Genomic DNA, 24,404 nt, shown 5'->3' on the forward strand with positions numbered 1-24,404 from the left:
CGACACAGTACTGGGTACTCCCCACGGATGCCGGACAGCAAAGCAAACACGCGGGCGCACGCGGTCGTGATCGGGGGGAGCATCGCCGGGCTGTGCGCCGCGCGGGTGCTGTCGGACACGTATGCGCGGGTGACGGTCTTCGAGCGCGACGAGTTGCCGGCCGTCCCGGCGAACCGGGCGACGGTGCCCCAGGACCGGCACCTGCACATGTTGATGGCGCGCGGGGCGATCGAATTCGAGAACCTCTTTCCCGGCCTGCTCGACGGCATGGTGGCCGCCGGCGTGCCCAAGCTGGAGAACCGGCCCGATTGCATCCACCTGGGCGCCGCGGGCCATGTCCTGGGCACCGGGCAAACCCTGCGCGACGAATTCACCGCCTATGTGCCCAGCCGGCCGCACCTGGAATGGCAGTTGCGCAGACGGGTTCAGCGCCTCGGCAACGTCATCATCGTGCGGCGCTCGGTGGCCGAACCGCGGTTCGACCGCACGCGGCAACGGGTGACCGGCGTGCTGGTGGATCCGGCCGATCCCGCCGACGGCGAGCCGGAATTCGTGCGCGCGGACCTCGTCGTCGACGCGGCGGGGCGGGGCACCCGGCTGCCGGTGTGGTTGACGCACTGGGGATTTGCGCGCCCCGTCGAGCAGGCCATCGACATCGGCATCAACTACGCCACCCAGCAGTTCCGCATCCCCGACGGGCTGATCGCGGAGAAGGTCGTGGTCGCCGGCGCCTCCCACGACCAATCCCTGGGGCTGGGCATGCTGTGCTACGAGGACGGCACCTGGGTCCTCACCACCTTCGGCGTGGCCGACGTCAAACCGCCGCGAACCTTCCCCGAGATGCTGGCGCTGGCCCAGCGACTGCTTCCCGCCCACTTCAACGCGGCGCTGGCACAGGCCGAGCCGCTGGGCGATCCGGCCTTCCACGCCTTCCCGGCCAGCCGCTGGCGCCGCTACGACAAAGTCGACCGCTTCCCAGGCGGCATCATCGCCTTCGGCGACGCGGTGGCCAGCTTCAACCCCACCTACGGCCAAGGCATGACGATGACCTCTTTGCAGGCCGGCCATCTGCGCCGCGCCCTGCAAGGCCCCGACGATCAACTGGCCGCGGCGCTCAATCGGGCCACCGCCAAGAGCACCTTCCCGGTGTGGATGATGAACGCCATCGGCGACATCACCTTCCACCACGCCGACACGTCGGGGCCGGTTCCCTGGTGGTGGCGGCCCTCCGGGGCGCTGTTCGACCAGTTCCTGGGCGCCGCCGAAACCGAACCCGTTCTGGCGGAATGGTTTTTGCGCCGGTTCTCGCTGCTGGACAGCCTCTATATGGTTCCGCCGCCGCGGATCATCGGCCGGGCCATCGCGCACAACGCACGGCTGTGGCTGAGCGAGCGACGCGAGGCCGTCAGACGGCGGCGAGGCGATCGCAAGCGCGGCGGCGGCGACCGCACGCGCGGCCGCGGCGACCGCAAGCGCGGCGAAGCCGGGCGCTGCGGGTCGCCGCGCTAGGCACGAGCCGGGCGAAGCGGGTCGCCACCATCAGGGCCGGCCGTTACAGCCCTACCGTCGCCCTGAACAGCTTGCTCGGCTCGTGCGCGACCAGCCGGATCGGAGCGTCATCGGCCGCCACCCACGCGGCCATCCCCCGCTTCAGGGTCAGCGAGCCGGACTTGCCGTGCACCGTCGTGGAACCCTGGATGCACAACAGGATCTGGGGCCCGTCGTGGCTACACGTCGCATCCACCTCGTGGCCGACGTACTCGTCTTCGAGCTCCAGCAGCGCGACGGCGAACTCGTCGGTCGGCGTCTCATAGATCAGCCCGAAGCCCTCGCGGCGGATGTGCGGCCGCAACTGCTCCTCGCTGGTGGGCGCGAAGTCCAGCACCCGCAGCAGCTCGGGCACGTCGACGTGCTTGGGGGTCAGCCCACCCCGTAACACGTTGTCGGAGTTGGCCATCACCTCCACCGCGAAACCCCGCAGGTAGGTGTGCAGGTTGCCGGCCGACACGAAGATGGCCTCACCCGGGCCCAGGCTGACGCGGTTGAGCAGCAGCGCCGCCAGCACGCCGGCGTCGCCGGGATAGCGTTCGCCGAGCTCGAGCACCGTCTTGGCCTCGGCCGCGAATTCCGTTGCCCCCGAACTGAGGTACGCGATCGCGCCGTCCAGCACCGCGGACACCAGCACGTCGATGTCGGGCTGCGGCGCGGTGATCCACGTCGTGAACAGCGCGCGCAGACCGTCGGCGTCGGACTGGTCGTTGAGCAGGTCGATGAAGGGATCGAGGTCGGAAACCGCCAAAGCCCGCAGCAGCTCGATCGTGCGCGACGCCGGGCGGAATCCGGCGAGCGCCTCGAACGGGTGCAGCGCCACCAGCAACTCGGGCTTGTGCGAGGTGTCGCGATAGTTGCGCACCGGCGAGGTCAGCGGGATGCCGACCCGCTCCTCGCGCAGGTAACCCTCGGCCGCCTGCGCGGCGCTCGGGTGCGCCTGCAACGACAGCGGCTCGTCGGCGGCCAGCACCTTGACGAGGAAGGGCAGCACGTCCCCGAAGCGGGCCCGCGACCCCGGCCCGAGCTGACCCTCCGGGTCGGCGTCGAGCGCTTCGAGCAACGTGATCTCGCCGTTGTCGGTTTCCAGCCAGGCCGGGTCGCCCGGGTGGGCGCCGAACCAGAGCTCGGCCTCCGGATGCGCCGCCGGCACCGGACGTTCGGTGAACTCGGCGATGGCGGTACGCGAACCCCACGCGTACGTTCTCAAGGCCCCGCGAAGCAGTTCCACTGTTCTATCTATCCCCGCACCAGTCGCATGTAAACCGCGGCCATCTCCAGCCGGACGGCCAATACTGCCAGCTGTTGCTCGGCGCGGCCGGGACCCCCCAGCGCAGGCGAAACACCGGAGCCGGCAGAACCGCCGGGTCCGTCGGGCACATCCTCGGCGGCGAGCAGGTAGACGTCGTCGAGCCCGACGGTCCTGGCGGCCACCACCGTCTGCTCGTCGGCCAGGATGATCGCCAGCACCCGCAGCCGCGGCGGCAGCGGCCCGTCGAGCTCCTCGTCGTGGAACAAGGCGGCGTCGGGATCGGCGATCCCGCCACTCGAGGCCGCGGCGCGCAGGGCGACCACCGCGTCCGCCAGCCCGGTGGCCGGGGTCACCTGATTCGCGACGCGCAGCAGCACCGAGCTGCCGTGCCGCGCCAGCGCCAGCGTCGCGGCGCCGTCGCCGGCCAGCGCGACCTGGCGGTCGGCGATCCGCGCGGCCAGCAGCTTGGCTGGATTGGTGAACAGCTCGCGGCCGGCGCTGTTGCGCAGCGCCTCGGCGTCGAGCTCGTCGGCGAGCAACCCCAGGTCGATGCTGGGCCGCGGGTCGACGGCGTGCAGCACGGCAAGCCCGGCGGCCAGATACCGGCACAGCCCGAACTCGTCGCGAACCCACAGCCGGGGCGCCAGCACCGCCACGCGGCCTGCGGTGGAATCCCGCAGCGGGCCCTCATACGGCGCCACCACCACGACCCGCGCGCCGCGGCGCACCCCGGTCGCGGCGGCGGCGACCAGCGCGGGGTCGCCGGGATCGTCGCCCGCGACGATCAGCACGTCGAGCGGGCCCGCCCACGGGGGCGCCTCGGCGGCCAGCGTGAACGGCTGGGACGTCACCGAACCCAACGTCGCGGCCAGCATCGTCCCGGCGGTCTCGGCGGTGCCGCGGCCGGCCACCCAGATCACGCTGCGCGGACGGTCCTCGGCCCGCAGCGGGTCCAGCGCGCCCTCCTCGACCGCGGCGGCGACCGCGCGCACCTGCGCGCCGGCCGACGACGCGGCCCGCAGCAGGCCGTCGCGGTCGGCGGCCAGCAGGCCTTCGGTGTCTTCGAGATCGACCGCCCGGGTGGCGTTCACGGGGTGGCCCCGGCGCGCGACGTCTGCGCGGCGATTTCGGCGCTGATCTGGGCGACCATCGCGCCGACGTCCTCGGCGGTGCGGCCCTCCACATTGAGCCGCAGCAACGGCTCGGTGTTCGAGCTGCGCAGGTTGAACCAGTTGCCGTCGCCGAGGTCCACCGTCACGCCGTCCACGTGATCGAGGGAGTGGATGCGGGTGCCGAACGACCTCAGCACCGCCTCCGTGCACTGCGCGGCGTCGGCCACCGTGAAGTTGATCTCGCCGGACGATTCGTAACGCTGGTAGTCCGCGGTCAGCTCCGACAGCGGGCGGTCCTGCTCGCCGAGCGCGGCCAGCACGTACAGCGCCGCCAGCATCCCGGAGTCGGCGCCCCAGAAGTCGCGGAAGTAGTAGTGCGCCGAATGTTCGCCGCCGAAGATCGCGCCGGTGTCGGCCATCAGCGCCTTGATATAGGAGTGCCCCACCCGCGAGCGCAGCGGTGTGCCGCCGCGCTCGCTGACCAGTTCGGGCACCGCGCGCGAGGTGATCACGTTGTGGATGATCGTCGCGCCGATCTCGCGGCCCAGCTCGCGCGCGGCCACCAGGCTGGTCACGGTCGACGGCGACACGGGGTTGCCACCCTCGTCGACCACGAAGCAGCGGTCGGCGTCCCCGTCGAAGGCCAGCCCGATGTCGGCGCCGGTCTCGCGCACGAACGTCTGCAGGTCCACCAGGTTGGCGGGTTCGAGCGGGTTGGCCTCGTGATTGGGGAAGGAGCCGTCGAGCTCGAAGTACAACGGCAACAACGTGATCGAGCCGATCGGGCCGAGCACCGCGGGGGTGGTCAGACCGGCCATGCCGTTGCCGGCGTCGACGGCCACGCGCAGCGGGCGCAGCCCGGAGGTGTTCACCAGGGACCGCAGGTATTGCCCGTAGTCGGCCAGCACGTCGCGGTCGGTGACCGTTCCGGGCGGGCCGTCGTGGCCCGCGGAGCCCTCGACGCCGGCGATGACGTCGTCGGCGATGACGCGCAACCCGCTCTCGGCGCCCACGGGTTTGGCCCCCGCCCGGCACAGCTTGATTCCGTTGTAGGCGGCCGGGTTATGGCTCGCGGTGAACATCGCGCCCGGGCAGTCCAGCAGCCCGGAGGCGAAGTAGAGCTGATCGGTGGACGCCAAACCGATGCGCACCACGTCGAGACCCTGGCCGGTGACGCCGTCGGCGAACGCGGCGGCCAGGGTGGGCGAACTGTCGCGCATGTCGTGGCCGATCACGACTTGGCGGGCGCCCTCGGCGCGCATCAGGCGGGCGAAGGCCGCGCCCAGATCGGTAACCAGCGGCTGGTCGAGCTCTTCGCCGACTAGACCACGCACGTCGTAAGCCTTGACGACACGGTGGACAGTCGCGGCGGGCCGAGACATGCGGGACTCCTGACGACGTGAACTCTTGGCCGTCAGCCTATCGGGCGAAAGAGAACACGAGCCGCGGTGCGGGCGGATTGGCCAGGACCCGCCTAGTCGGCCGGGTCGGGCAACACGCGCAGATGCCCGCGGCGCCGCCCCGACCGATGCTCCGGCGGGGCGAGCACACTGCTGCTGGGCGCGGTGGCCTGGGAGCCGCCGTGGTGGATGTGCGGGTCCGCGAAGCCGTTCACGGGCGAGACGGTGCCGCCGTACGGCGCGCCGCGCTCCCCGGAACCACCTTCGCGGACCGCGTCGGCCAACGCGACAAGGTCGTCGTCGTCGGGGTGATTGGGCTCGGAAACAAGGGGACCGGCATGGCGCACCAGCTCCCATCCGCGGGGAGCGGTGATGCGGCCGGCGTGGTTGACGCACAAATCCCAAGAATGGGGTTCCCGAGCGGTCGCCAGCGGGCCGACGACTGCCGTCGAGTCCGAATAGACGAACGTTAGGGTCGCCACGGCATAGTGCGGGCACCCGGGCCGGCAACAGCGACGGGGAACGTTCACGTTCGAAAGGCTATCGTGCACAAACGCCGCCCAAGCGCCGGACACGCGCAACCGGACGGGCGCCGATGTGCAACCGTTACCATCGGCGCGTGGGCGATTCGCGCAGTTCCCCGCGAAGAGATCGGTTTTCGGACGGATCGGCTCCGCGCCGACCGGTCACCCATCGACTCTTCCGCAGGGGTCGCGAGATGCGCGGCCCGCTGCTGCCCCCCAGCGTGCCGGGGTGGCGCAGCCGCGCCGAGCGGTTCGACATGGCGGTGCTGGAGGCCTACGAACCCATCGAGCGGAACTGGCAGGACCGGCTGACCGAGCTCGACGTGGCGGTCGATGAGATTCCGCGGATCGCGGCCAAGGATCCCGAGAGCGTGCAGTGGCCACCCGAGGTGATCGCCGACGGACCGATCCCCCTGGCCAGGTTGATCCCGGCCGGTGTCGACATCCGCGGCAACTCCACGCGGGCGCGAATTGTGCTGTTCCGCAAGCCAATTGAGCGAAGGGCCAAGGACACAGTCGAACTCGGCGACTTGCTGCACGAGATCCTGGTGGCCCAGGTGGCCATCTATCTCGACGTTGAACCGTCGGTCATCGATCCGACGATCGACGACGAATAACTACGGTGCGCGGCGTTTAGATGATGCCGCGCTTGAGGCGGCGGCGCTCGCGTTCGGACAGACCGCCCCAGATGCCGAAGCGCTCGTCATGCTCGAGCGCGTACTCGAGGCACTCGTGGCGCACCTCGCAGCCCAGGCAGATCTTCTTGGCCTCGCGGGTGGACCCACCCTTTTCCGGGAAGAAGGCTTCGGGGTCGGTTTGGGCGCACAGCGCTCGGTCCTGCCATTGGTCGGCGACGGGCGCCGGCAACGGCTCGGGCTCGAATGCGACTGGCGCATCAGGAACCACGGTCAGGTGCGGCCGGGCGGGACGGTCCGGCGCCGAGTCGATCGGGGTGTGCGGCGTGCTCGCCATGGCGCCTCGAAAAGTTTCGTAAGACATACGGTCGTCCGCCTCCTCAGCTTGATTGGAGAGAGAGTGTTTGATTCCCACTGTTCTGATGTACAGACAATTCGAACAAGTGATCGAATCTCGGTCTGCGACACCGGAGTCGGCCGGCCAACCGGGAAATGACACTGATGTGATTAGACACGGGTTGATCTGCCGGGTCAAGCACTTCGGCGAATTTCCATACCATCTCGTGATCGAATTTCGGCGTTTCTGTTGCTTTGGGCCGTCGGCGTGTCGATCACATAGCCCCCAACTTCCCCACAAGTGGTGGGGAAGCCCAACTTTGAGGCAGCCCCGACGGGCCCGCCACCGCGCTGTCGACGGGCAGTACTGTCGTGCTGTGTGAGGCTCAAGTGAAGGTCACCGTTCTGGTCGGTGGGGTTGGCGGCGCCCGCTTCCTGCTGGGGGTTCAACAGTTGTTCGGACTGGGTCAATTTCACACGCTACGGCGCCCAGACACGGAAGCCGGCAGTCACGAGCTGACGGCGATCGTCAACGTTGGCGATGACGCCTGGATCCACGGACTGCGAGTCTGCCCCGATTTGGACACCTGCATGTACACCTTAGGTGGAGGTGTCGACCCGGAGCGAGGGTGGGGGCACCGCGACGAAACCTGGCACGCCAAAGAGGAATTGGCGCGCTACGGGGTGCAGCCGGACTGGTTCGGACTCGGCGACCGCGACTTGGGCACCCACCTGGTGCGCACCCAGATGATCAACGCCGGCTACCCGCTGTCACAGATCACCACGGCGCTGTGCGACCGCTGGCAACCGGGCGCGCGGCTGCTGCCGGTCACCGACGACCGCTGCGAGACGCACGTGGTGATAACCGATCCCGACGACGGCAGCCGGCGGGCCATCCACTTCCAGGAGTGGTGGGTGCGCTACCGCGCCCAGGTGCCCACCCACAGCTTCGCCTTCGTCGGCGCCGAAAAGGCAGCCGCCACAACCGAAGCCACGGCGGCCATCGCCGACGCCGACGTCATCCTGCTGGCCCCGTCGAACCCGGTGGTGAGCGTCGGCGCCATTCTGGCCGTCCCCGGCGTCCGCGGCGCGCTGCGCGCGGCGAAGGCCCCGGTCGTCGGCTACTCGCCGATCATCGGTGGAAAGCCGTTGCGCGGCATGGCCGATGCCTGCCTGTCGGTGATCGGCGTCGAGTCCACCGCCGAGGCCGTCGGCCGCCACTACGGCGCGCGTGGGGGCACCGGCATCCTGGATTGCTGGCTGGTGAGCGAAGGCGACTCAGCCGACATCGACGGCGTGGCGGTGCGCTCGGTGCCGCTGGTGATGACCGACCCCGGGGCGACCGCCGAGATGGTCCGCGCCGGGCTGGAGCTGGCGGGGGTGGCGCCGTGACCCACAACGCTCCACCCGGCGAGCACGGCACCGCCGCCGCGATCGAGATCCTGCCCGTCGCCGGTCTGCCCGAGTTCCGGCCCGGCGACGATCTAGGCGCGGCCGTCGCCGCCGGGGCACCCTGGCTGCGCGACGGCGACGTCGTGGTGGTCACCAGCAAGGCGGTGTCCAAATGCGAGGGCCGGCTGGTGCCGGCGCCCCGCGACCCGGAAGAGCGCGACCGGCTGCGGCGCAAGTTGGTCGACGACGAAGCCGTGCGCGTGCTGGCCCGCAAGGGCAAGACCTTGATCACCGAGAGCCGGATCGGGCTGGTCCAGGCCGCCGCGGGCGTGGACGGCTCCAACGTCGGGCGCGACGAGCTGGCGCTGCTGCCCGTCGACCCGGACGGCAGCGCCGCCACGCTGCGCGCCGCGCTGCGCGAGCGGCTCGGCGTCGAGGTCGCCGTCGTCATCACCGACACGATGGGCCGCGCCTGGCGCAACGGCCAGACCGACGCGGCGGTGGGCGCGGCGGGTCTGGCTGTGCTGCATGGCTATTCGGGGGCGCTCGACCAACACGGCAACGAGTTGCTGGTCACCGAGGTCGCGGTCGCCGACGAGATCGCCGCGGCCGCCGATCTGGTCAAGGGCAAATTGACCGCGATGCCGGTGGCGGTGGTGCGCGGACTGTCCGTGACCGACGACGGCTCGACGGCGCGGCGCCTGCTGCGGCCCGGCACCGAAGACCTGTTCTGGCTCGGCACCGCCGAGGCGATCGACCTGGGCCGCCGCGAAGCGCAGCTGCTGCGCCGATCGGTGCGCCGGTTCGGCGCCGAGCCCGTCCCGGCCGATCTGGTGGAGGCGGCCGTCGCCGAGGCCCTCACCGCCCCGGCCCCCCACCACACCCGCCCGGTGCGGTTCGCCTGGCTGCAAAACCGGGCCACGCGGGCCCGACTGCTGGATCGGATGAAGGACAAGTGGCGCGCCGACCTCGCCGGCGACGGTAAGCCCGCCGACGCCATCGAGCGCCGGGTGGCGCGCGGCCAGATCCTCTACGACGCGCCCGAAGTCGTCATCCCGGTCCTGGTTCCCGACGGCGCGCATTCCTATCCCGACGCCGCGCGCACCGACGCCGAGCACACCATGTTCACCGTGGCCGTCGGGGCGGCCGTGCAGGCCCTGCTGGTCGCGCTGGCGGTGCGCGGGCTGGGCAGCTGCTGGATCGGGTCGACGATTTTCGCCGCCGACCTGGTGCGCGCCGAGCTGGAGCTGCCCGCCGACTGGGAGCCGTTGGGCGCCATCGCCATCGGCTACGCCGACGAGCCCGCCGGCCCGCGCGACGCCGGGGACCCCGGGGATCTGCTGATCCGCAAGTAATACTTGAGCCCATGAACTTCGCGGGCAAGGCGGCGGCGTCGGCCGACAAGGTCCGCGGCGGCTACTACACCCCCGCGCCGGTGGCACGGTTTTTGGCCCGCTGGGTTCGCGAGGCCGGCCCCAAGATCGTCGAACCCTCCTGCGGTGACGGCGCGATCCTGCGCGAGCTGGCCGCGCTCAGCGACCGGGCCCACGGCGTCGAGCTGATCGCGCGCGAGGCGGCCAAGGCCCGCCGGTTCGCTCCCGTCGACACCGACAGCCTGTTCACCTGGCTGGCCGGCGCCGCTGAAGCCGGGGCCGGCGGCTGGGACGGGGTCGCCGGCAATCCGCCCTACATCCGGTTCGGCAACTGGGCCCCGCAGCACCGCGACCCGGCGCTGGAGTTGATGCGGCGCGAGGGCCTGCGGCCGAGCAGGCTGACCAACGCGTGGGTGCCGTTCGTCGTGGCGAGCACGGTGTTGGTGCGCGACGGCGGGCGGGTGGGCCTGGTGCTCCCGTCCGAGCTCCTGCAGGTCACCTACGCGGCGCCGTTGCGCGACTTTCTGCTGAGCCGATTCCGCGACATCACGCTGCTGACCTTCGAGCGGCTGGTGTTCGACGGCATCCTGCAGGAGGTCGTGTTGTTCTGCGGCGTCACCGGCCCCGGCCCCGCCCGCATCCGCACCGTGCACCTGCCCGACGCCGACGCGCTGGCGCGGGCGGACCTGGACGCCGAATGGGCGCCCGCGCTGCTGCACGAAAACGAGAAGTGGACCAAGTACTTTCTGGACCCCGCCGCGATCCGGCTGCTGCGCGCGCTCAAGGGCTCCGACGCGTTGCTCCCGCTCGGGTCTCTTGCCGAGGTGGATGTGGGCATCGTGACCGGGCGCAACGCGTTTTTCACCCTGACCGACGCCCAGGCCCGGGAGCGGGGATTGCGGCCGCATTGCGTCCCGCTCGTCTCGCGCAGCGCCCAGCTGTCCGGGCTGATCTACGACACCGATTGCCGGGCAAGCGATGTCGCCTCCGCGCACCGCAGCTGGCTGCTCAACGCGCCACGCGAGCCGGCCGATCCCGCGTTGATCGCCCACATCCGCGCCGGGGAGGTGGCCGGCGTGCACCGCGGCTACAAGTGCTCGATCCGCACGCCCTGGTGGAGCACGCCGTCGCTGTGGGCGCCAGACCTGTTCCTGCTGCGCCAGATTCACCGGGCGCCGCGGTTGACCGTCAATGGTGTGGGCGCCACGAGTACCGACACCGTCCATCGGGTGCGCCTCGCCCGCTCCCGCGGGCGCCCCGTCGACCCGGCGGGGCTGGCCGCGGTGTTCCACAACAGCGTGACGTTCGCCTTCACCGAGGTCATGGGCCGCAGCTACGGCGGGGGCGTGCTGGAGCTCGAACCCCGCGAGGCCGAGCAGCTGCCCGTTCCCGCGCCCGAACACGCCGATCCCGACCTCGCCGGCGACGTCGATTTGCTGTTGAAGGCCAACGAGATCGAGAAGGCGCTCGACCTCGTCGACCGTCGCGTGCTGATCGACGGGCTGGGACTGCCGGCCGAGACCGTGGCGGACTGCCGCGCGGCGTGGGCGTCGCTGGCCCATCGCAGGAAACGGCGGGGCTCGCGGTGAGCCTGCGGGAGTCGGTGATCGCGATCCTGTCCGACTGGGAACCCCCGGACGCGGGCCAGGATTCGTTGCGGCACGCCGTTTTGGCGTTCGTAGCGGCCCGCGAGGACGCGTGCCGCCGCGAGTGCGTGCCGGGGCATGTCACCGCGTCGGCGTTGGTGCTCGATCACAGCGGCGGCCGGGTGCTGCTGACGTTGCATCGTCGCCTGGGCCGCTGGGTGCAGCTGGGCGGCCATTGCGACGACGACGACGCCGACATCGTCGCCGCGGCGATGCGCGAGGCCACCGAGGAGTCCGGGGTCGACGAGCTGCGCATGGAACCCGGGTTGGCCGCGGTGCACGTGCATCCGGTGGTGTGCTCGCTGGGCGTGCCCACCCGCCATCTGGATTTGCAGTTCGTGGCGCACGCGCCGGCCGGGGCGCGGATCGCGATCAGCGACGAGTCGGAGGACCTGCGCTGGTGGCCGGCCGACGCGCTGCCCGCCGGGACCGATCACGCGCTGGCGTACCTGGTGTCGCGGGCCACGCGTGCCCGTTAGCCGCCGCGTGTGCGGCTAGCTTCACGTTCGGCCTCGAGCGTGCGGCTGGCTTCACGTTCGGGGACGCGAAGGCACCCCCGCCTTCAGACGTCGCTCGAGTAGCGGATCCCGCCGTCGGGAATTGACACGCCGGGCCACACCCGGGCGCCGCGCAGCAGTTCGCACCGCGCGCCGATGTCGGCGCCGTCGCCGATCACGCCGTCGCGCACCAGCGCCCGCGGGCCGATGCGCGCGCCGAAGCCGATGATCGAGCGCTCGATCACGCTGCCGGCCTCGACCTTGGCGCCGTCGAAGATCACCGCGCCGTCGAGCCGGACGCCGGGCCCGATCTCGGCGCCGCGCCCCACCACGGTGCCGCCGATCAGCACCGCGCCCGGGGACACCGCCGCGCCGTCGTGCACCAGTTGCTCGCCGCGGTGGCCGTGCAGGGCGGGCGACGGCGCGATGCCGCGCACCAGATCCGCCGACCCCCGGACGAAGTCTTCGGGGGTGCCCATGTCGCGCCAGTAGCTGGCGTCGACGTAGCCGCAGACCTTGACGCCGGGATCGGACAGCAGCGCGGGGAACACCTCGCGCTCCACCGAAACCTCACGGCCGCGCGGGATCCGGTCGATCATCTCGCGCGAGAACACGTAACAGCCGGCGTTGATCTGGTCGGTCGGCGGATCCTGGGTCTTTTCCAAAAAGGCGGTGACCCTGCCCTCCTCGGTGGTCACGCAGCCAAACGCCCGCGGGTCGCCCACCCGCACCAGGTGCAGGGTGACGTCGGATTCCTGGGCGCGGTGAAAGTCGAGCATCTGGCCCAGGTCGGAGCCCGACAGCACGTCGCCGTTGAACACCATCGCGGTGTCGTGCCGCAGGTGGCCGACGACATTGGCGATGCCGCCGCCGGTGCCCAGCGGGCTCTCCTCGGTGACGTATTCGATCTGCAGGCCCAGCTTGGAGCCGTCACCGAACTCCGCCTCGAATACGCCGGCCCGGTACGACGTGCTCAGGACGACGTGCTCGATGCCCGCCGCGGCGACCCGCGACAGCAGGTGGGTGAGGAACGGCAGTCCGGCGGTGGGCAGCATGGGCTTGGGCGCCGACAGCGTCAGCGGCCGCAGCCGGGTGCCCTTGCCGCCGACCAGGATCACGACGTCGACTTGTGGAGTTCCCACCTCAGTGTCGCCCTTCCGCCAGTTTGGCCCGGCCCGACGCGCGCACCGCGCTGCGCACCATCAGGCGGGAACGGACCGCCAACGAGGCGCGCAGCGTCCAGCGCAGCGGCGCGCGCAACCAACCGGCGTGCCGGTCGGCCAGAAACATATACGTGCTCTTGTGATGGGCGGCCAGGTGGCTGGCCGGGTCCCCGCCCGTGGAGTGGCCCTTGTGGTGCAGGACCTCCGCCGACGGCACGTAGACCGACAGCCAGCCGGCCTTGCCGAGCCGGTCGCCGAGGTCGACGTCCTCCATATACATGAAGTAGCGCTCGTCGAAGCCGCCGATCTGGCCGAACGCCGACCGGCGCACCAGCAGGCACGACCCCGACAGCCAGCCCACCGGGCGCTCGCTGGGCTCCAGCCGCTCCTGGCGGTACGCCGCCGACCACGGGTTGGTTTTCCAGAACGGCCCGACGACCGCGTGCATGCCGCCGCGGATCAGGCTGGGCAGATGCCGCGCCGACGGATACACCGACCCGTCGGGATCGCGGACCAGCGGGCCCAGCGCACCGGCCCGCGGCCAGCGCGACGCCGCGTCCAGCAGGGCGTCGATGCTGCCCGGGCCCCACTGCACGTCCGGGTTGGCCACGATCACCCAGTCGTCCTCGCGGTCCAGCTGGGCGACGGCGCGATTCACCGCGGTCCCGTAGCCGAGGTTGGCGCCGGTGTGAAACAGCCGCACGTTGGGATAGCGATCGACCGCGGCCTGCGGGGTGCCGTCGGTGGAGCCGTTGTCGGCCAGCAGCACGCACACCTCGCGCTCCGTGGCCAGCGACAGCGAGGCCAGGAAGCGCTCCAGGTGCGGACCCGGTGAATAGGTCACCGTCACGACCGGCAGCACGTCAGTCACGCGTAGAGGGTAACGGTCGATCGGCCGCGACACCGCTGGCAGCGTCGCTTTGCGAGGCGGCCAGGGCCGCGACAAGCGCAGGGCGCCAGGGCCTTAGCGGCCGCAGCCCGGCCGCCGCGGACTGTCCGCTGCCCAGCGCGGAGTACGCCGGCCGCGGCGCCGGTCGGGGAAAGCGGTCGGTGCCGACCGGTTGCACCCGGGCCGGGTCGGCGCCGCATTCCTCGAAGACGGCGCGGGCCTGGTCGAACCGCGAGACCGCGCCCTCGTTGGCGGCGTGCAGGATCGGGCCGGGCACGCGGTCGTCGACGATCTGCAGCAGCGCGGCGGCCAGGTCGCCGACGTAGGTCGGGGAGCCGATCTGGTCGTCGACGACGTCCACCGGGCCGTCCCCGGCGGCCAGCCGGCGCATGACGGCGACGAAGTCCTTGCCGGTGCCGCCGGTGTAGACCCAGGCGGTGCGGACCACGACCGCCTCGGGCAGCGCCGCCAACACGGTCTGCTCCCCCGCGACCTTGCTGCGGGCGTACACGCCCTGCGGCGCGGTTTGGTCGCTGGGCTCGTACGGCCGGGGCGGCGCGCCGCCGAAGTCGCCGTTAAAGACGTAGTCGGTGGACACGTGGATCAACTGGGCGCCGGCCCGTGCGCAGGCCCGCGCGATGTGCCCAGGACCGGCCTCGTTGACCGCGAAGGCGCCGGCCTCGTCGGTTTCGGCGCCGTCGACATCTGTGTAGGCCGCGCAGTTGATCACCACGTCGCCGCGCTGCACGATCCGCTCGGCCGCCGCGGGGTCGGTGATGTCCCACTGCGCTGACCCGCGTGCCAGGACCTCCCGGCCCTGACCTGCCGCCAGCGAGCTCAAATAGCTGCCCAGCTGCCCACCGGCCCCGGCGATCACGATCCTGCCTGACATGGTTCGAGTTTGGCATGGCCGGGCGAAGCCCAGAAAAGCGCGGGGCCCAAGATATCGCGGGGCGGCGCGGGCCACGCCGCGATCGGCTACCCGTGAAGCTGATGTGTCGCAAGTAATGTAGTGGGATGCCTGTGCAACGTGTGGTTCGTGTGATTACCACCGTGCTGACGCTCGCGGTCGTCGTCGGCACCGGGATCGCGTGGAGCAATGTCCGGTCCTTCGAAGACGGCATCTTTCACATGTCGGCGCCCTCGCTGGGCAAGGGCGGCGACGACGGCGCGATCGACATCCTGTTGGTCGGCCTCGACAGCCGCACCGACGCGCACGGCAACCCGCTGTCCCAAGAGGAACTGGACACGCTGAAGGCCGGCGACGAGGAAGCCACCAACACCGACACGATCATCCTCATCCGGATCCCCAACAACGGGAAGTCGGCGACCGCGATCTCGATCCCGCGCGACTCCTACGTCGCCGCCCCTGGGCTGGGCAAGACCAAGATCAACGGCGTCTACGGCCAGACCCGGGAAGCCAAGCGCGCCAGCCTGGTCAGGGCCGGCGATGCCGCGGCGGATGCGGCCGCCCAGGGCACCGAGGCCGGCCGCGAGGCGCTGATCAAGACCGTCGCCGACCTCACCGGCGTCACCGTCGATCACTACGCCGAGATCGGACTGCTCGGTTTCTCGCTGATCACCGACGCCCTCGGCGGCGTCGACGTCTGCCTCAAAGAGCCCGTGTTCGAACCGCTTTCGGGTGCGGACTTCCCGGCGGGCCCGCAACGGCTCAGCGGCCCGGAGGCGCTCAGCTTCGTGCGCCAGCGCCACGAACTGCCGCGCGGCGACCTGGACCGGGTGGTGCGCCAGCAGGTGGTGATGGCCTCGCTGGCCCATCGGGTCATCTCCGGCAAGACGTTGTCCAGCCCCACCACGGTGCGGCGCCTGGAATCCGCAGTGCAGCGTTCGGTGGTGATCTCGGCCGGGTGGGACGTGATGGATTTCGTGCAGCAGATGCAGAAGCTGGCGGGCGGCAACGTCGCGTTCGCCACCATCCCGGTGCTCGACGGCGCCGGCTGGAGCGACGACGGCATGCAGAGCGTGGTGCGGGTGGACCCGCACCAGGTGGCCGATTGGGTCGGCGGCCTGCTGCACGAGCAGGAGCAGGGCAAGACCGAGGAGATCGCCTACACGCCCGCGAAGACCACCGCCAGCGTCGTCAACGACACCGACATCAACGGGCTGGCCGCGGCGGTGTCAGACGTGTTGAGCGCCAAGGGCTTTGCCACCGGCACGGTGGGCAACAACGACGGCGGGCACGTCAAGGCCAGCCAGGTCCGCGCCGCCAAGATCGACGACATGGGGGCAAAAGAGGTCTCCAAAGAACTGGGTGGGTTGCCGGTGATCGCCGACACCTCGCTGGCGCCGGGCGCGGTGCGCGTGGTGCTGGCCAACGACTACAGCGGGCCGGGCTCGGGCCTGTCCGGCACCGAATCGATCATGCCCGCCCGGGTGTCCACCGCCGGCGCGGTGACCGCCAACGCGGGCGCTCCCCCGCCGTCGCCGATCCTGACCGCCGGTTCCGACAAGCCGGAGTGCATAAACTAACGACCCGTGCATCAACTGAGCACGCTGAGCGGTGCCATCCTCGATCCGATGCTGCGGTCCGACCCGGTCGGCCCGCGGATCACGTACTACGACGACGCGACCGGCGAGCGCATCGAATTGTCCGGGGTGACGCTGGCCAACTGGGCCGCCAAGACGGGCAACCTGTTGCGCGACGAACTGGGGGCCGGGGCGGCCAGCCGCGTCGCGATCCTGCTGCCCGCGCACTGGCAGACGGCGGCCGTGCTGTTCGGGGTGTGGTGGATCGGCGCCGAGGCGGTGCTGGCGGGCCCGGCCGACCTGGCGCTCTGCACCATCGAGAGGCTGGACGAAGCCGACGACGCGGTGGCGGGAGGCGAGGTCGCGGTGCTGTCGCTCGACGCGTTCGGCCGCCCCGCGCCCGACCTGCCGATCGGCGTGACCGACTACGCCACCGCGGTGCGGGTGCACGGCGACCAGATCGTTCCCGAACCGCGCCCGGGCCCGGCGCTGGGTGGGCGCTCGGTCGACGAGGTGCTTGCGGACTGTCAAACCTCCGCGGCGACAAGGGGTTTGACGTCGAGCGACCGCGTGCTGTCCGGTAAGCCGTGGACCGACCCCGCAGAGCTGGTGGACGGCCTGCTGGCGATCATGGCCGTCGGCGCCTCGCTGGTGCAGGTGGCCAACGCCGATCCGGACGCGCAGTCGCGCCGCATCGAGACCGAAAAGGTCACCCGGGTGCTGTGAGGCCGTCCCGCCGGCCCACCGCCGTCGATACATATTGATATCGCAATATTTCGATGTTAACGTCGAGCGGACATCGGCTAAACGCTGAGACGACGAGGAAGGTTGCGGTGATGGCGGTGTACGGGCTCTTGGCGAAGGCGGCGGGGACGGTCGTCACCGGGCTGGTCGGCGTGACGGCCTACGAGGTGGTGCGCAAGGCCGTGGCCAAGGCGCCACTGCACGAGACCGCGGTGAAGGGCGCCGAGCTCGGACTCCGCGGCACCCGCAGGGCCGAGGAGGCCGCCGAGTCGGCGCGCCTGCGCCTCGCCGACGTGATGGCCGAGGCCCGCGAGCGTATCGGCGAGGAGGCGCCCACGCCGTCGATCGCCGACACCCACGACCACGAGCACTGATCGCCACGATGGACCTAGCCCTAGTCCCCGACGTTGCAGACGAGGTACGAGCGAATGACCCTGCGCTGCAGGTGATTTCGGATGCCGCCGGGCGCATGCGGGTCGCGGTCGCCTGGGTGCGCGCCGATTCGCGGCGCGCCGTCGCGGTCGAGGAGGCCGTCGCCAAGTGCGAGGGCGTGCGCGTGGTGCACGCCTACCCGCGCACCGGATCGGTGGTCGTCTGGTATTCGCCCCGGCGCTGCGACCGGTCCTCGGTGCTCGCGGCCATCGGCGACGCGGCACACGTCGCCGCCGAGCTGATCCCGGTCCGCGCGCCGCATTCGTCGGAGATCCGCAACGCCGACGTGCTGCGCATGGTGATCGGCGGCGCGGCGCTGGCCCTGCTCGGGGTGCGCCGCTACGTGTTCGCCCGGCCGCCGCTGCTCGGCCCCAGCGGCCGGCTGTTCGCCACCGGCGTCACCGTCTTCACCGGCTATCCCTTCCTGCGCGGCGCGCTGCGCTCGTTGCGCTCCGGCAGGGCCGGGACCGACGCGCTGGTCTCCGCGGCGACAGTGGCGAGCCTGGTGCTGCGGGAGAACGTCGTCGCGCTGACCGTGTTGTGGTTGCTCAACATCGGTGAGTACCTGCAGGACCTGACGCTGCGACGGACCCGGCGGGCCATCTCGGAGCTGCTGCGCGGCAACCAGGACACGGCATGGCTCCGGCTCGACGACGGCAACGAGGTGCAGGTGCCGATCGACACCGTGCAGATCGGCGACGAGGTCGTGGTGCACGACCACGTCGCGATCCCGGTCGACGGCGAGGTGGTCGACGGCGAGGCCGTCGTCAACCAGTCCGCGATCACCGGGGAGAACCTGCCGGTCAGCATCGTGGCGGGCGCGCACGTACACGCCGGTTCGGTGGTGGTGCGCGGGCGGCTGGTGGTGCGGGCCAGCGCGGTCGGCAATCAGACCACCATCGGGCGCATCATCGCCCGGGTCGAAGAGGCGCAGCACGACCGGGCGCCGATCCAGACCGTCGGCGAAAACTTCTCTCGCCGTTTCGTTCCCACCTCGTTCATCGTCTCGGCCATCACGCTGGCGGTCACCGGTGACGTCCGCCGGGCGATGACGATGCTGCTCATCGCCTGCCCGTGCGCGGTGGGTTTGGCCACCCCGACGGCGATCAGCGCGGCGATCGGCAACGGCGCGCGCCGCGGGATTCTGATCAAGGGCGGTTCGCACCTCGAGCAGGCCGGCCGGGTGGACGCGATCGTGTTCGACAAGACCGGCACGCTCACCGTCGGGCGGCCGGTGGTCACCAATATCATTGCGCTGCACAAGGACTGGCAGCCCGAGCAGGTGCTGGCCTATGCGGCCAGCTCGGAGATCCACTCCCGCCACCCGCTGGCCGAGGCGGTGATCCGCTCCACCGAGGAGCGCCACATCACCATCCCGCCGCATGAGGAGTGTGAGGTGCTGGTCGGGCTGGGCATGCGGACCTGGGCCGACGGCCGCACCCTGCTGCTGGGCAGCCCCGGGCTGCTGCGCTCCGAAAAGGTCAGGGTGTCCAAGAAGGCGTCGGAATGGGTGGACCGGCTGCGCCGCGAGGCCGAGACGCCGCTGCTGCTGGCGGTCGACGGCAAGCTGGTGGGGTTGATCAGCCTGCGCGACGAGGTGCGGCCGGAGGCCGCCGATGTGCTGAAAAAGTTGCGCGCCAACGGCATTCGCCGGATCGTGATGCTCACCGGCGATCACCCGGACATCGCCGAGGTGGTGGCGGGCGAACTCGGGATCGACGAGTGGCGCGCCGAGGTGATGCCGGAGGACAAGCTCGCGGCGGTGCGCGAACTGCAGGACGCGGGGTTCATCGTCGGCATGGTCGGCGACGGCATCAACGACGCCCCCGCGCTGGCGGCCGCCGACATCGGCATCGCCATGGGGCTGGCCGGGACCGACGTCGCGGTGGAGACCGCCGACGTGGCGCTGGCCAACGACGACCTGCACCGCCTGCTCGACGTGCGGGACCTGGGGGCCCGCGCCGTCGACGTCATCCGGGAGAACTACAGCATGTCCATCGCCGTCAACGCCGCCGGGCTGATCATCGGCGCGGGCGGGGCGCTGTCCCCGGTGCTGGCGGCGATTCTGCACAACGCGTCGTCGGTGGCGGTGGTGGCCAACAGCTCCCGGCTGATCAGATATCGGCTGGATGTGCCGCGCGACAACGGTGATCGCCAGCGCGGCGAAGCCGGGCGCAGCGGGTCACCGCGCGGCAGCGGTGAGCGCGGCGGAAACTAGCAGCCGCACTGCTCGCCGCGCCAGGCGCGCACGCCCTGCCACACGGCGACACCGGCGATCGCGAGCCCCACGGCGGGGTCGATCCACCACGCGCTCGACCACAGCGCCGTCGCGGCAAGGCCGATCAGCACCCCGGCGGCCTGGGCGGCGCACAGGTAGTTCTGGATGCCCTCGGCCTCGGTGGCTCCCGAGCCCAACCGCGCACCCAGCCGGTGGTTGGCCCGGCCCAGCACCGGCATGAGCAGCAGGGCCAGGGCGGTCAGCCCGATGCCGATCACCGACGTCTCGGCGCGGTGGTCACCGGCCAACTCGCGGATGGATTCGGCGGCGATGTACGGGGCGGTCAGCCAGAACGACACCGCGACGCCGCGTTGCGCGCGCCGCTCGGCGGTGTGGGAAAAGGTGCGCGCACCGCTGAACCGCCACACCACCATCGCGCTGGCCAGCGCCTCCGACGCCCCACCGAGGGCCCATCCGGTCAGGGCGATGGAGCCGACCGAGAGGCCCTGCCACAGCCCGACGACGCCCTCGACGAGCACGACGGCCAGGCTGATCCATGCCAGCCGACGGGCCCATGCGGCGCCGCGCGTGAAGTCGGCGTCGTGCGCGGCGGTGCATTCGCGCGCGAGGGCAACCGAAGTGGTCATTGGGCCAGGTTAGCGAGCGCGCGGCGGGGCCGGTGCCGCAACACCCGGCCGTGATCGATCTGTGTCGCGGCGCGGCGCGGCCGGGGCCCGGGCCGCGGGCCGCGGCCCGGAGTGGGTAGTTATTGTTGCTAACCAGTAGACCCGAAGGGAATTCCGCGATGGCGCGCACCGACGACGACACCTGGGACCTGGCCACCAGCGTGGGGGCGACCGCCACCATGGTGGCCGCGGGACGGGCCCGGGCCACCCGGGACGGGCTGATCGACGACCGGTTCGCCGAGCCGCTTGTGCGCGCGGTCGGTGTCGACTTCATGACCCGGTGGGCCGCCGGCGAACTCGACGCCGACGACGTCGACGAGCCCGGCGCCGCGTGGGGCATGCAGCGCATGACCGACATGATGGCCGCCCGCACCCGCTACATCGACGCGTTCTTCGCCGAGGCGGGGGCGGCCGGCATCCGCCAGGTGGTCATCCTCGCCTCCGGCCTGGATGCGCGCGCCTACCGGCTGCCCTGGGCCGCGGGCACCACGGTGTTCGAGATCGACCAGCCGCAGGTCCTCGAATTCAAGGCCGCGACCATCGCCGACCTCGGCGCCCGGCCGACCGCCGAGGTCCGCACCGTCCCGGTCGACCTGCGCCACGACTGGCCGTCGGCGCTGCGCGGGGCCGGCTTCGACACCGGGCGGCCCGCCGCCTGGGCCGCCGAGGGGCTGATCGGCTTCCTGCCGCCCGAGGCCCAGGACCGGCTGCTGGACAACATCACCGCGCTGTCCGCCGACGGCAGCCAGCTGGTGGCCGAGGTCTTCGCGAACACCGGCGCCAGCGGGGACGCGCTGAACGCGGCGAGCGAAAAGTGGCGGCAGCGCGGCCTCGACATCGCGCTGGGCGATCTGGGGTTCCCCGGGCCGCGCAATGACGTGGCGGCCTATCTGCAGCAGCGGGGCTGGCAACCGGCGCGCACCCCGCTGAACCAGCTGCTGGCCAACGCCGGGCTGCCGCTGCAGTCGACCGACCCCGAGGCACCCTTCGCCCAGAACTACTACTGCACCGCGGTGCTCAACGCGGCGCATTAAAGGAAGGCAGACACCGTGCCAAACAGTAAGCCGCCCAAGCCGCTTGACGGATTCCGGGTTCTCGACTTCACCCAGAACATCGCCGGGCCGATGGCAGGCCAGGTGCTGGCCGACCTGGGGGCTGAGGTCATCAAGGTCGAGGCGCCCATCGGCGAGGCCGCCCGCCACATCACCGCGGTCCTGCCTGGCCGCCCGCCGCTGGCCACCCTGTTCCTGCCCCACAACCGGGGCAAGAAGTCGGTGATGGCGGACCTGCGCAGCGACGAGGCCAAGCAGCAGATCATGCGACTGGTCGACACCGCCGACGTTGTGCTGGAAGGGTTTCGACCCGGGGTGATGGAACGCATGGGCCTGGGACCCGACGAGCTGCAAGCCCGCAACCCCCAACTCATCTACGCGCGCCTGTCGGCCTACGGCGGCAACGGCCCGGAGGGCAGCCGGCCCGGCGTGGACCTGATGGTGGCCGCCGAATCGGGCATGACGACCGGGATGCCCACGCCCAGCGGCAAACCCCAGATCATCCCCTTCCAGCTCGTCGACGCCGCCAGCGGTCACGTGCTGGCGCAGGCGGTGCTGGCCGCGCTGCTCAACCGCGAGCGCCACGGGGTGGCCGACGTCGTGCGGGTCGCCATGTACGACGTCGCGGTCAGCCTGCAGGCCAGTCAGCTGACCATCCACCTGAACAAGCCGAACGCCGAACCCAAGCCTGCGGATTCAGCGTCAAAACCCAAGCGGCGCAAGGGTGTCGGGTTCGCGACCCAGCCGTCGGACGCCTTCAAGGCGGCCGACGGCTACCTGGTGATCAGTGCCTACGTGCCCAAGCACTGGGACAAGCTGTGCGAGATCATCGGCCGCCCCGACATGCGCGACGACGAACGGTTCATCGACCAGCGCGCCCGCGCGCTCAACTATCCGGAGCTCACCGAGGAACTCGAGAAGGCGCTGGCCGCCAAGACCGCCGACGAATGGGTCCGGCTGCTCCAGGAGGGCGGCCTGATGGCCTGCCACGCCTACACCTGGAAGCAGGTGGTCGGCACCGCGCTGTTCGCCGAGAACGAGCTCGCCCTGCCGGTCGGCGAGGGCGAGGACGCGGTCACCGTAATCCGCACCCCGGCACGGTATTCGAGCTTCGACGCTGACGCCACCGATCCTCCCCCGGCCCTCGGGCAGCACACCGAGGAGTATCTGGGCGCACCGCAACCCGCATCGTGAGCCTCACGGCGTCAGCTTGACCACCCGGTCGTTGCCGCGGTCGGCGACGTAGACGTTCCGGTCTTTGTCGACCGCCACCGCCAGGGGCGTGTTGAGCCCGTTGAACGGCAGGACGGTCGGCGCGTTCGAGCCCGCCGGGAACTTCAGCACGTCACTCTTGTCGTGTTCGGTGACGTAGACGGTGCCGCTGTTGTCCACCGCGATGCCCCACGGCACAGAGATGTTCTGGAAGGGTAACTCCGCCTGGGTATTTGAATTGGCGTCGAGCTTCACGATCCTGTTGTTGTCGGTGTCGGCGACGTACACGGTGCCCGCGGCGTCGACGGCGACACCATCGGGATTCTTGAGTCCGGTGAACGGCAACTCGGTCTGGGTCTTGGATCCCGCTGCCAGCTTCACCACCCTGCTGTTACCGCGGTCGGCGACGTACACGTTGCCCTGGCTGTCGACCGCGACGCCCTCGGGATAGCTCAGACCCGAAAACGGCAGCACCTTCTGGTCGTTGGAGCCCGCGGCCAGGCTGACCACCCGGTTGTTGAAGTCGGCGACGTACACCGTGCCCGCACCGTCGACGGCCAAACCCTGCGGCTGGTAGAGCCCGTGGAACGGCAGCACCGTCGTGGCGTTCGAACCGGCCGTCAGCTTCACCACCCGGCCGTACATGCCTTCGCTGGTGACGTAGACGTCGCCGGCGCTGTCCAGCGCCACCCCGCCCGGGGACAGGCGGAAGTCAATGCCGTTGAACGGCAACACACTTTGGCCCGACGCCTGCTCTGCCGGCCCCGAGGACCGCGTGGACAGGTAACCGGCGACCGCCAGGATGAACGCGACGAGGGCGACGAGCGCGATGGCGCCGACGATGATCCACTGTTTGCGTTTGGGGTCCATTGGCACGGGGGGCCTCCTGAAGTCCGGCCCGGACCCGTAGGCGTGGCCGAATGTCGTCGTGGGTGCGGGGCGAATCAGCGACGGGTTATGGCCGGAGCGCTCCGACCAACCGGTGCCGCCCGTCCTCGGGGCCACCGGACCCGCCATGGTCTCGGCGCTGGGCCATGAGGGCGGCTCGCGCCCGGGGAGCGGGCCCGACGCCTCCGCATGCTGGACGGCGTTTTCCCCCTCCCGCAGGATCGTGGTGGCTTTGCGCTGCTCGGACGTGGTCAGCGCGTCATGGGCCGCGGCGGCGAATTCGCCCGCGGTGCGGTAGCGCTCCTCGGGACGTTTGGCCATGCCCTTGGCGATCACCTGATCCAAGGCGGGCGGAAACGCGCCGGGGCGCAGTTGGCTGGGCGACGGGGGCGTCTTCGTCAGGTGCGCGGCGACCAGCCGTTCGATCGTGTCGGCCCGGTACGGCGGCGAGCCGGTCAGGCACTCACTCAAAACACATGCGAGCGAATAGATGTCGGCGCTATGGGTGACGGTGTCGTCGGTGAATCGTTCCGGGGCCATGTAGTAGTACGTGCCGATCGCGGTCCCGAACTGGGTCAACCCCGGATCGGTTGCGGCCCGGGCGATTCCGAAATCCGCCAGATACGCGAAGTCGCTGCCGGTGATCAGGATGTTTCCCGGTGTCACGTCGCGGTGCGTCACCCCCACGGCGTGGGCCGCATCCAACGCGGCGGCGACCTGGCTGATGATGGCGATCGCCCGCGGTGCGGCCAGCGGACCGTCCCGGCGCAGCAGCGTGCCCAGATCGACGCCGTCGACGAGGCGCATGTCCACATAGAATCGGCCGTCGATCTCGCCGTAGTCGTGGATTGGCACCACATGTGGTTCGGTCAGCCGGCCGGCGATATCGGCCTCGCGCTGCAGGCGCGCCCGGAACTC

22 protein-coding genes are annotated in these 24,404 nt (G+C 71.0%); 12 read left to right on the top strand and 10 right to left on the bottom strand.

What is annotated here, in order from left to right:
* The first annotated feature begins 27 nt into the window (after positions 1–27).
* On the top strand, positions 28–1,509 hold the full coding sequence (locus JF781_RS19235; protein WP_225328963.1) for an NAD(P)/FAD-dependent oxidoreductase: 1,482 nt from the start codon (positions 28–30) through the stop codon (positions 1,507–1,509).
* A gap of 43 nt (positions 1,510–1,552) precedes the next feature.
* On the opposite strand, the gene manA is transcribed toward JF781_RS19235, so the two are convergent.
* From manA to JF781_RS19255, 4 genes are all read right to left on the bottom strand, one after another.
* Entirely contained in the window at positions 1,553–2,779 is a 1,227-nt protein-coding gene (manA, locus tag JF781_RS19240) for a mannose-6-phosphate isomerase, class I (protein ID WP_225328964.1), read from the bottom strand.
* Between the two features lie 8 nt (positions 2,780–2,787).
* The gene (locus tag JF781_RS19245) at positions 2,788–3,891 is read right to left on the bottom strand and encodes a TobH protein (protein ID WP_225328965.1); all 1,104 of its coding nucleotides are present in this window, start codon (positions 3,889–3,891) and stop codon (positions 2,788–2,790) included.
* Positions 3,888–5,294, bottom strand: a complete 1,407-nt coding sequence (locus tag JF781_RS19250; protein WP_225328966.1) for a phosphomannomutase/phosphoglucomutase — start codon at positions 5,292–5,294, stop codon at positions 3,888–3,890. Before JF781_RS19250 ends, JF781_RS19245 begins: the two co-directional genes overlap by 4 nt.
* Before the next feature lie 92 nt (positions 5,295–5,386).
* Positions 5,387–5,842, bottom strand: coding sequence for a DUF3499 domain-containing protein (locus tag JF781_RS19255; protein WP_225328967.1), 456 nt, complete (start codon positions 5,840–5,842; stop codon positions 5,387–5,389).
* A 188-nt stretch (positions 5,843–6,030) separates the two neighbouring features.
* On the opposite strand from JF781_RS19255, the gene JF781_RS19260 reads away from it, so the two are divergent.
* On the top strand, positions 6,031–6,453 hold the full coding sequence (locus JF781_RS19260) for a metallopeptidase family protein (RefSeq protein ID WP_225328968.1): 423 nt from the start codon (positions 6,031–6,033) through the stop codon (positions 6,451–6,453).
* A gap of 16 nt (positions 6,454–6,469) precedes the next feature.
* Here JF781_RS19260 and JF781_RS19265 read toward each other — a convergent pair whose 3' ends face one another.
* Positions 6,470–6,808, bottom strand: a complete 339-nt coding sequence (locus JF781_RS19265; RefSeq protein WP_255642085.1) for a WhiB family transcriptional regulator — start codon at positions 6,806–6,808, stop codon at positions 6,470–6,472.
* A gap of 389 nt (positions 6,809–7,197) precedes the next feature.
* Between JF781_RS19265 and cofD the strand changes: the two genes are divergently transcribed.
* Genes cofD through JF781_RS19285 form a run of 4 tightly spaced genes read left to right on the top strand, consistent with a single transcriptional unit; the run spans position 7,198 to position 11,697 of the window.
* Positions 7,198–8,199 carry a 2-phospho-L-lactate transferase gene (gene cofD, locus JF781_RS19270; RefSeq protein WP_225328969.1) on the top strand — a complete coding sequence of 334 codons (1,002 nt, stop codon included), beginning with the start codon at positions 7,198–7,200 and terminating at the stop codon, positions 8,197–8,199.
* Positions 8,196–9,554 carry a coenzyme F420-0:L-glutamate ligase gene (locus JF781_RS19275; protein ID WP_225328970.1) on the top strand — a complete coding sequence of 453 codons (1,359 nt, stop codon included), beginning with the start codon at positions 8,196–8,198 and terminating at the stop codon, positions 9,552–9,554. Before cofD ends, JF781_RS19275 begins: the two co-directional genes overlap by 4 nt.
* Before the next feature lie 11 nt (positions 9,555–9,565).
* Positions 9,566–11,161 carry a class I SAM-dependent methyltransferase gene (locus JF781_RS19280; RefSeq protein WP_225328971.1) on the top strand — a complete coding sequence of 532 codons (1,596 nt, stop codon included), beginning with the start codon at positions 9,566–9,568 and terminating at the stop codon, positions 11,159–11,161.
* The gene (locus tag JF781_RS19285; RefSeq protein ID WP_225328972.1) at positions 11,158–11,697 is read left to right on the top strand and encodes an NUDIX hydrolase; all 540 of its coding nucleotides are present in this window, start codon (positions 11,158–11,160) and stop codon (positions 11,695–11,697) included. The genes JF781_RS19280 and JF781_RS19285 overlap by 4 nt, the downstream gene beginning before the upstream one ends.
* A gap of 83 nt (positions 11,698–11,780) precedes the next feature.
* Here JF781_RS19285 and JF781_RS19290 read toward each other — a convergent pair whose 3' ends face one another.
* The 3 genes from JF781_RS19290 to rfbD are packed head-to-tail and all read right to left on the bottom strand — an operon-like array spanning position 11,781 to position 14,659.
* Positions 11,781–12,857, bottom strand: a complete 1,077-nt coding sequence (locus JF781_RS19290; protein ID WP_225328973.1) for a sugar phosphate nucleotidyltransferase — start codon at positions 12,855–12,857, stop codon at positions 11,781–11,783.
* A gap of 1 nt (position 12,858) precedes the next feature.
* Positions 12,859–13,749: a glycosyltransferase family 2 protein gene (locus JF781_RS19295; protein WP_225328974.1), complete on the bottom strand. Its 891-nt coding sequence runs from the start codon at positions 13,747–13,749 to the stop codon at positions 12,859–12,861.
* Positions 13,742–14,659, bottom strand: coding sequence for a dTDP-4-dehydrorhamnose reductase (rfbD, locus tag JF781_RS19300; RefSeq protein ID WP_225328975.1), 918 nt, complete (start codon positions 14,657–14,659; stop codon positions 13,742–13,744). The genes JF781_RS19295 and rfbD overlap by 8 nt, the downstream gene beginning before the upstream one ends.
* Before the next feature lie 125 nt (positions 14,660–14,784).
* Here rfbD and JF781_RS19305 point away from each other — a divergent pair, with 125 nt between their 5' ends.
* The 4 genes from JF781_RS19305 to ctpC all read left to right on the top strand — a co-directional run bounded on the left by JF781_RS19305 (position 14,785) and on the right by ctpC (position 19,648).
* Positions 14,785–16,257, top strand: a complete 1,473-nt coding sequence (locus JF781_RS19305; RefSeq protein ID WP_225328976.1) for an LCP family protein — start codon at positions 14,785–14,787, stop codon at positions 16,255–16,257.
* Between the two features lie 6 nt (positions 16,258–16,263).
* Positions 16,264–16,980, top strand: a complete 717-nt coding sequence (locus JF781_RS19310; protein ID WP_225328977.1) for a TIGR03089 family protein — start codon at positions 16,264–16,266, stop codon at positions 16,978–16,980.
* Between the two features lie 110 nt (positions 16,981–17,090).
* Positions 17,091–17,372 (top strand): DUF1490 family protein, encoded by a 282-nt coding sequence (locus JF781_RS19315; protein ID WP_225328978.1) that lies wholly within the window; start codon positions 17,091–17,093, stop codon positions 17,370–17,372.
* A gap of 8 nt (positions 17,373–17,380) precedes the next feature.
* Positions 17,381–19,648 (top strand): manganese-exporting P-type ATPase CtpC, encoded by a 2,268-nt coding sequence (gene ctpC, locus JF781_RS19320; protein ID WP_225328979.1) that lies wholly within the window; start codon positions 17,381–17,383, stop codon positions 19,646–19,648.
* On the opposite strand, the gene JF781_RS19325 is transcribed toward ctpC, so the two are convergent.
* Positions 19,645–20,295, bottom strand: coding sequence for a cation transporter (locus JF781_RS19325; protein WP_225328980.1), 651 nt, complete (start codon positions 20,293–20,295; stop codon positions 19,645–19,647). The genes ctpC and JF781_RS19325 overlap by 4 nt on opposite strands.
* Positions 20,296–20,453: 158 nt before the next feature.
* On the opposite strand from JF781_RS19325, the gene JF781_RS19330 reads away from it, so the two are divergent.
* On the top strand, positions 20,454–21,368 hold the full coding sequence (locus JF781_RS19330) for a class I SAM-dependent methyltransferase (protein WP_225328981.1): 915 nt from the start codon (positions 20,454–20,456) through the stop codon (positions 21,366–21,368).
* A 15-nt stretch (positions 21,369–21,383) separates the two neighbouring features.
* Complete coding sequence (locus tag JF781_RS19335; RefSeq protein WP_225328982.1) at positions 21,384–22,580, top strand: CaiB/BaiF CoA-transferase family protein; 1,197 nt, start codon at positions 21,384–21,386, stop codon at positions 22,578–22,580.
* Between the two features lie 3 nt (positions 22,581–22,583).
* On the opposite strand, the gene JF781_RS19340 is transcribed toward JF781_RS19335, so the two are convergent.
* Positions 22,584–24,404: serine/threonine-protein kinase PknD (locus tag JF781_RS19340; protein WP_225328983.1), on the bottom strand; the 1,821-nt coding region annotated here is incomplete at its 5' end.

This window comes from Mycobacterium sp. WUMAC-067 (assembly GCF_020217485.1).
GTDB lineage: Bacteria > Actinomycetota > Actinomycetes > Mycobacteriales > Mycobacteriaceae > Mycobacterium.